At 65.0% G+C, this 8088-nt stretch carries 7 protein-coding genes; 5 read left to right on the top strand and 2 right to left on the bottom strand.

Annotation, left to right across the window (positions count from 1 at the left end; genetic code table 11):
• On the bottom strand, positions 1 to 2285 hold a 2285-nt coding region (gene uvrA, locus V2I30_RS14225; protein ID WP_330662843.1), incomplete at its 3' end, for an excinuclease ABC subunit UvrA.
• A 143-nt stretch (positions 2286 to 2428) separates the two neighbouring features.
• Positions 2429 to 2836 carry a hypothetical protein gene (locus V2I30_RS14220; protein WP_330662842.1) on the bottom strand — a complete coding sequence of 136 codons (408 nt, stop codon included), beginning with the start codon at positions 2834 to 2836 and terminating at the stop codon, positions 2429 to 2431.
• 128 nt (positions 2837 to 2964) lie between these two features.
• On the opposite strand from V2I30_RS14220, the gene V2I30_RS14215 reads away from it, so the two are divergent.
• The 5 genes from V2I30_RS14215 to V2I30_RS14195 all read left to right on the top strand — a co-directional run bounded on the left by V2I30_RS14215 (position 2965) and on the right by V2I30_RS14195 (position 7947).
• Positions 2965 to 3276, top strand: a complete 312-nt coding sequence (locus V2I30_RS14215; protein ID WP_330662841.1) for a hypothetical protein — start codon at positions 2965 to 2967, stop codon at positions 3274 to 3276.
• A 784-nt stretch (positions 3277 to 4060) separates the two neighbouring features.
• Positions 4061 to 4675, top strand: a complete 615-nt coding sequence (locus tag V2I30_RS14210) for a lysozyme (protein ID WP_330662840.1) — start codon at positions 4061 to 4063, stop codon at positions 4673 to 4675.
• 550 nt (positions 4676 to 5225) lie between these two features.
• Positions 5226 to 6311 carry a cell wall hydrolase gene (locus V2I30_RS14205; protein ID WP_330662839.1) on the top strand — a complete coding sequence of 362 codons (1086 nt, stop codon included), beginning with the start codon at positions 5226 to 5228 and terminating at the stop codon, positions 6309 to 6311.
• Positions 6312 to 6516: 205 nt separating this feature from the next.
• The gene (locus V2I30_RS14200; protein ID WP_330662838.1) at positions 6517 to 6855 is read left to right on the top strand and encodes a hypothetical protein; all 339 of its coding nucleotides are present in this window, start codon (positions 6517 to 6519) and stop codon (positions 6853 to 6855) included.
• Between the two features lie 105 nt (positions 6856 to 6960).
• A complete protein-coding gene (locus V2I30_RS14195) occupies positions 6961 to 7947 on the top strand; it encodes a Coq4 family protein (protein ID WP_330662837.1) in 987 nt (328 codons plus the stop codon).
• Positions 7948 to 8088 lie beyond the last annotated feature (141 nt).

Below are 8088 nucleotides of genomic sequence, written 5' to 3'. Positions count from 1 at the left end.
TTGGTGTAGGTGGCGGGGTTGGATCGCGGAGTGCGTCCGATGGGGGACTGGTCGATCTCGATGACCTTGTCGCAATATTCGAGGCCGGTGACCTTCTCGTGCTTGCCCGCGATGACGCGTGCGCCGTTCAGCGTGCGGGCGGCGGCGGCGTAGAGCGTGTCGATGGTGAAGGACGACTTGCCCGAGCCCGAGACGCCGGTGATGCAGGTGAAGGTGCCCAGGGGAATGCTGGCGGTGACGTTCTGGAGGTTGTTGGCCTGCGCGCCGTGGACGGTGAGCTGGTGGCCGTTGCCCGGGCGGCGGGTTTGCGGGACCGCGATCTCGCGCCGGCCGGTAAGGTAGTCGGCGGTGAGCGACTTCTTGCTCCGCATGATCTGCTTCAATGTCCCCTGCGCCACCACCTCACCCCCGCGCACCCCGGCGCCGGGGCCGAGGTCGACGATATGGTCGGCAGTGCGGATGGCGTCCTCGTCATGCTCGACCACGATCACCGTATTGCCGAGATCGCGCAGCCGCTTGAGCGTTTCGAGCAGCCGGTCATTGTCGCGCTGGTGCAGGCCGATGGAGGGCTCGTCGAGGACGTAGAGAACGCCGGAAAGTCCGCTGCCGATCTGGCTGGCGAGCCGGATGCGCTGGCTCTCCCCGCCTGACAATGTGCCGCTGGTGCGGTCGAGATTGAGGTAGTCGAGCCCGACATTGTCGAGGAAGCCCAGACGCTCGTTGATCTCTTTCAGGATCGGGCGCGCGATCTGGCTCTGCTGCTCGGTCAGGTGATTGTCGCAATCGAGAAACCAGGCCTTCGCGGCGGCGACGCTCATCTTCGAGGGTTCGGCGATGTCCGTCGGGCCGCTCGCGGACGGGATCTTCACCGCCAGCGCCTTTTCGTTCAGACGCTTGCCGCCGCAGGTCTCGCAGGGTTGCGCGGTCTGGAACTTGCCCAGCTCCTCGCGCATCCAGGCGCTTTCGGTCTGCAACATGCGGCGATTGAGATTGCCGATCACGCCTTCGAACGCCTTCTTCACCGTATATTGCCGGCGCCCGTCCTTGAAGGTCAGGGGAACGGGCTTGCCCTTGGTGCCGTGCAGGATGATGTCGCGCTGTTCGGGTTCGAGATCGCTCCACTTCGTCGTGATCGTGAAATCGAACGCTTTGGCGAGACTGCTCAGCACCTGCATGTAGTAAGGCGACGGCGGATTGGACTTGGCCCAGGGCGCCACCGCCCCCTGCTTGAGGGTCAGCGCCTCATTGGGGACCACGAGTTGCTCGTCGAACAGCTGTTTTTCGCCAATCCCGTCGCAAGTTGGGCAGGCGCCCTGCGGCGAGTTGAAGGAGAACAGGCGCGGCTCGATCTCCTCGATGGTGAAGCCGCTGACCGGGCAGGCGAATTTTTCGGAGAAGACGATGCGGTTTTCCGGAACCCCTGCACCTTTGAGATTCCCTCCTTTTTCCGCTCGTGCTGAGCTTGTCGAAGCACAGCTCTTCTTTTCGGAACCTTCGGAGGAAGTGAAGGACGGCCCTTCGACTAGCTCAGGGCGAGCGGATTTAAGGGCCTCCGCAACCGTCCCATCCGCTAAATCCACATATGCGAGACCATCGGCTAGCCGCAACGCCGTCTCGAACGAATCCGCCAGCCGCGTTTCCAGGCCTTCCTTCACCGCGATCCGGTCGACCACCACTTCGATGTCGTGCTTGAACTTCTTGTCGAGCGCGGGCGCTTCCTCGATCGCATACATCTCGCCGTCGATCCGCACGCGGGTGAAGCCGGCTTTCTGCCATTCGGCGAGCTCGCGGCGATATTCGCCCTTGCGCCCGCGCACCACCGGGGCGAGCAGATAGGCGCGCGTGCCTTCGGGCAGCGCCATAACCCGGTCGACCATGCTGGCGATGCTCTGCGCCTCGATCGGCTCACCGGTCGCGGGGCTGTAGGGCACGCCGACCCGCGCCCATAACAGGCGCATATAGTCGTAGATTTCGGTGACGGTCGCCACGGTCGAGCGGGGGTTGCGGCTGGTGGTCTTCTGCTCGATCGAGATCGCAGGCGAAAGCCCGTCGATGTGCTCGACATCGGGCTTTTGCATCATTTCGAGGAACTGGCGCGCATAGGCGCTCAGGCTCTCGACATAGCGCCGTTGCCCCTCGGCATAGATCGTGTCGAAGGCGAGGCTCGACTTACCGCTACCCGATAGTCCGGTGACCACGATCAGGCTGTCGCGCGGCAGGTCGATGTCGACGCCCTTGAGATTGTGCTCGCGCGCGCCGCGGACGCTGATTTTAGTGAGGGACATGGGGCCTGTGTTCCTGAAACGTTCGCAGATGTAAAGGGGCGGTGCGGGCGGTGGTGCCGAGCGGTTGCGAGATGGGCAGCGCGGGAGGTCTTTTCAACGCGCGAGCGAGTTGGTTGCTGCTGGCCTCCCGACCCGACCCGCGCCTATCGCCGACTGTGCTTCGGGCCTGCCGTCCCCCGCCAATCGAGCGAGCGCCGATTGAGCGTAGCCAGATCGAGCTCGCCCGCCGCGCAGGCCTCCCCGAGCGAGATCGCGCGCGCCAGAACCCTTGCCGGCGCATGGACGTAAGCGGGCGCGCGGATCGCCTCGCGCCACGGTCCGCCCACCGCATTGTCGAGCAGGATGCGCTGGAAACAATGATCGAACCGCACCGGCCAGCCGCGCTCTGCCGCCAGGCCGGGCATGGTTTCGCGCGTCAGCTCGAACCACCTCTGGGTGAGGATTTCGCGATCGAAGGCGGGTTCCGAGGCTAGTTCGCTCGCCTGTGTCGAATTGGGAGGCAGTGCATTCATCGTGCCGGGAAGAACGGCCGGCGGCGGCGTCGGTTTCATCAGAATTGCGGGTCGGAGTAATGCGGGCAAGCGGCGCGTTTCCGCATGTGGTCGCAATTCCCCGCGATATGCGCTACAAGCACTCTCGGTGGAACCGTTCGCAATCCCGAAGCCAAGGGGGATCCACCATGAAGCTCATCGTCCTTACCGCTACCGCCGCCGCTCTGATAGCGGCTCCTACGCCTTCGGCTGCGTGCAATCCCGATGCGGGTTGCGGCGGGGTCAGCGCCGAGGAACTCGCGCGCGACCGCGCGGAAACGCGGCGGCTGAACCGCGAACAGAAGCGTTACGTCGATCAACGCGACGCGCGATATGCGCGCGGCTGGGCGGCGCAGGAACGCTACGAACGCGCTTTGGACGACTATGAGGGGCAAATGGCGCGGTGGCGCGAAGCGGTCCGTAGATGCGAAGCAGGTGACTGGAATTATTGCGGTTTTTGACTAATCCGTCTCGATAATGTCCCAGGCGCGGACCGTGGTGCGTGGCGCATGTAGGACGAAGCGTGGACCAAAGCGCGTGCCCTTTCGTTGGTTAGGTGAACGACACTAAAAGCGGGCTGCTCGCCGATCAACCGGACCTTACCGGTGCCGGCGGTAGCAACTTCTCCCGCGATAATGTTAACAAACACCGCTTCCACGCCGGGCGGTCCCGCATGTAGCGGAAGCTCGGCGCTCAGCGATCGGAATGGGCGAAACGCCAGGCCCAGTTCCAACTCAAGGGACACCGATCGCAACAGGGTTCGATTTCGGTTCGAACGAGACCTCCCGGGGCTTTCCCGGCGAACCCTTCCACCAAATTTCCGCCCGGTGGAGCCCATCAAATGGGCTTGCGGCGCAAGGCAAGCGGCAACCGACGAAAGGACGATCCGCTATCTTTGGTTCCAACTCGAATCCGCTTTCGATCATCTCGCCCAGCACACCGCAACCGATCCTGACCATCAGTACGGGGATCGACCGTTCGGCGAGCGGCCCGGCCCGGCGCCGAACCTCGCCAGCCCGGCAGGCGGCCACCGGCGGTGCGCAGGTTTCGACGCTTGCGAGCGCCAACGGGCTTGCCGCGCGTCCCACGCCCGACGCTGCGACCGCCGAAAAGATCAAGCGCCGCCGGTTGCTGCGCAGCTTTCGTGGACGGTTGGCCGAGCGCCGCCGTCGCCGCACGAATGGGAGTGGCAATCTCCTCAACGTTCCCGTCAAACCGCGCGGCCGTCGCCGCAAGCGCACTGCCATGGCGCTCGGCGTTACCGCACTCGGCCTGTCGGGGGCGTCGCATATGGCGCTGACCGCCGATCCGATCTCGGCTTCGGTGTCTACCGACGAGATCGACCCCAGCGAACGCCGCCATGCGAGCGAAATGGTGGTCAGCATGGATCTCCTCAACGCGATGGTCGAGGAAGAGGGCGTGCGCTACGACGTCTACCGCGACGTGGCCGGCTATCCGACCGTGGGCGTGGGCCATCTCGTGCTGCCGGAAGATAATCTCCGGCTCGGCGACGTCATCACTCACGACCGCGCGATTCAGCTACTCGAACAGGACCTCGCCAAGGCCGAGAAGGGCGTTCGCAAGCTTGTGGGCGACCTGCCGATCAACCAGAACGAGTTCGACGCATTGGTCGACCTGGTCTTCAATGTCGGCGAAGGCACGGTTTCGGCAGAAAACAGCCCGCGCCTGAATGCCGCCATCGAAGCGCATGATTACGAGAAGATCGGCGAAGAGCTCGATTACACCCATGCCGCGAACAAGGTTGCGAGAGGCCTGATCTATCGTAGCGAGCGACGCGCGCAGATCTTTCTTGCCGCCGACTATTCCGACCCGCGCGAAGCGGCGGACGTTACGGCATAAAGCGGACCATCGGCGCCGCTTCATAGACGCCCCCTCTATGGTTTGACGTCCTCCATGCGATGGAAGCCGCATGGGGGGCGTTTTGCGTTCGTTCCGCCGGTGCCGAACATGTTCGCGGTATCGTTACACGCATCCCGGCTGAGGCTCTACCGCGTCGAAACCCTAGCTTTTCCGCCATCGTTGCGGTCTACAGGAAATGTGAAGTGACGCTATTGCCCGCCGCCGGCGATGATGCAGTCCTCTTTGTAAGTCTTTTCGCCCGCTGCTCTTCGGGTCGCACCACGAGCCAAGCGAAGGCCTTTACCTACAGAGAGGTGCGGCAGGTGTCCCCTGCCGTTCCGGGTCGACATACCGCCTCGTCTCTTCGTCGGGCGGCACTGCACCAGCCAACCCGATCGCGGCGATATCATGCGCGGTGTGTCGACCCGGCTTTTTTCGTCTCGACGACCGCTGCTCTTCATTCTCGCTCAGCGCTTTGTCCGCTTTCGGCACAACGCCTATGGCGGTGCTCGCCGGACCGTTGCCGAGCCGCTAGGCGCCCGAGCGCGCCATGCTTTCCGCTCGCTTCCTCGATCCGCTTTTCGCGCTGCCCGGCCGCTTTGTCGGCGATGGGGACACACGCTCGTCTCTGCGCACGCGGCTCGCGCTGGTGCTCGCAAGCATCGCGGTGCCCGCAATCGCGGCTGCGGGTGATGTCGGACGGCTGGCGGGCGATGCGCCGCCTGACGCTGCCGCCTCATCGCTGCCGACCGAGCCGATGGAGTTCGAACGACCGGGCATGAGCTTTCCCGGATCGGCCTTCTACCACCTCGCAGATCCGCCCACCGCGGGGGTTCTGGTCCTGCCCGCGCTCGATGCGCGCGATGAGGCATTCGCCGACCAGGCCGGTGCTCTGATCGATATCGGCCCGGCCGCGCGGCCTTTTCGCATGCCGCCGGGCACCGGGTATGCCCGCGCGCTCGACTGCCTCGCGCAGGCGGTCTGGTACGAGGCAGCGAGCGAAAGCGAGGGCGGTCAGCGGGCGGTGGCGCAGGTCGTGCTCAACCGCGTGGCGCATCCGTCCTGGCCCGCCAGCATCTGCGGCGTCGTCTATCAGGGGGCGAGCCGACGCACCGGATGCCAGTTCACCTTCACCTGCGACGGCAGCCTGGCGCGCGCACCGGGCGGCGCAAGCTGGGCGCGGGCGCGGCGGATCGCGGGCGAGGCGCTGGCAGGCTCGGTCTATGCGAATGTCGGCCTCGCCACCCATTACCACACCTTGTGGGTCGATCCCGCCTGGTCGCGCGGGCTCGACGTCGTCGGCACGATCGGCGCGCACCGCTTCTACCGCAATCGCGGCGCGGGCGGCCTGCCAAGCGCGTTCAGCACAGCCTATCGTGGGATCGAACCCGCAGCGCCGTCCTCACAAGCGGCGCCGGTAAGAATCCATAGCGCCGCCCTACCCGCCGTTTCCGTCGCCCCCGCCGGAACGGTCCTGCCGGTCGCTCCCGCCCCCACCGCCGCCAGCCCACCGGCCTTCGAAGCCGCCGGCAGGGTCCGCGCAGACTACGTGAATGCGGGAAAATGGCGGGAGGACGCCGCCCCCGTTTCTCGCCGAGAAGCGGCGCAGGTTAGCGAGAGCGGCCCCTCCGATTGAACCACGCGGACCGGTCGGCGCAAGCTTAACGGTCTCTCAACCCTGGTTCGGAACCATCCCTTAGCGCAGGGTGGCTAGTGCTTCTGCGCATCGCAGACCCAGCCGACGCGCCCCTGCCCTCATCTTCTCGCTCGCCCCTTTCGGCGATCCGGGACGCTTGAGGCCGGAGGAGCGCGTCCGCGACGAACGGAACTATCGACCCGCCATGTCCATTCACTTTGCTGCCGCGCCAAAGCCCGGCCGCGGCCCCGCCTGCCTCCCCATTGCCCGGGCGATGGCGATGCGCGGGGTCGAGCGGTTCGCCAATGACAACGACGGCGACGCTGCGTGCCCCGTCGATGACGGCATATCGAGCGACCACATGCTGGGCGCAGCCCTCAGATATTTCGCACAGCACGGTATCCGCGCCGCGCGCGAAGCCCGCGACGAGGCCGAGACCGCCTTCTTCGCCGGCGACCGCGCGCGCTACGACTGGTGGCTCGGCATCACCCGCACGCTCGACCGCCGCCTCGCCGCCGAGGCCGTGACCCGCCTGGCGAGGTAGAACGCGCGCGGGCGGCCAGTAATCGCCCGTGACATTACTTGAGGTCCGCCCATTTGGCGGAACCGATTGTTGACACATTTTTAACCATGCTTCACAAGTCGAAGCATGGAAAATCCGGCCAGCCTGAAGTCGCTTCCAGACCAAAATCCGGCCGAAGACGCGCCGGCGGACGCAGCGGAAGCGCACGATCTCGACCCTGCGACGAATGATGCAGCAACGAAGGACGCGGCCCCGTTCCTGCTCGGCCGCATCGGCACGGACGAAGGCGGCACGCTGCCTTCGAACACGATTTCGCGCCGGACGCAGAATGGCGAAGAAGTCCTCCCGGTCATCCACCCCGATCGCCAACGCCCGCATTTCGACTTCCCCAAGGCGTACCGGCACTTCAGCATTCTGGTGAAAGACAAGGACAGGACGGACGAGCTCTTCGGCGTGCTCGATGCGCTGCCCTGGCGCAGCGTAGGCGAAGAAGCCGCCGCATTCCTTGCCACCGAACGTGGCCGGAAGATCTATCAGTCGGAGCCGTTCCTGCCCGAGATTCTCGACGATCATGCTTTCTTGCGCAGAATGCCAAAGGGCAGTTTCGCCGATACCTATTGCAATTTCATGGAGCGCGAGGGGCTGACCGCAGCCGGCCTGATCGAGGAAGCGAATGTCACCCGCCGCACCATCCCGAAACTGCGCGACGGGGTCGAATGGTACAACGATCGCCTGCGCGACACGCACGATATTCTCCACGTGCTGACCGGTTATGGCCGGGACACTCTCGGCGAACAATGCCTTCTGGCGTTCCTCTATGATCAACGACCGAGCCCCGGACACCTCTTTCTCGGCTGGGCCGGGACGCTGCTGATGAAAGCGAAGCTGAAGACCGAAGCTCCGGTCCTGAAGGCCTTTCGCCAGGCCCGCCGCAATGGTCGCCTGACCCAGCGCATCGTCGAGCAACCCATCCTCGAATTGTTGCCCTTGCCGATGGACGAGGTGCGCCGGAAACTTAACATCGGCGAGCCCACCTACTATTTCGAGGCGCTCGAGACATGGCGCCGCGAGGGAGTGGATCCACACGCCCTTCTCGGCGCACAGCCGGCCTAAGGGGCGTTACAGCGCCGCCGATTAGCGACGACGTCCGGCCTCGCTCGAACCGACCGAAATACGCATTTCAACCGCTCTATTTGGCGGCTGCGTTAACCACTCTGTGATTGTTTCTCGATACGCGCAGAGAGGGTAGCAGCA

The organism is Erythrobacter sp. (genome assembly GCF_036351135.1).
In the GTDB taxonomy this organism is placed as follows: domain Bacteria; phylum Pseudomonadota; class Alphaproteobacteria; order Sphingomonadales; family Sphingomonadaceae; genus Erythrobacter.
The sequence above is the reverse complement of the archived record's forward strand: the minus strand, read 5'-3'. Positions and strand labels throughout refer to the sequence as shown.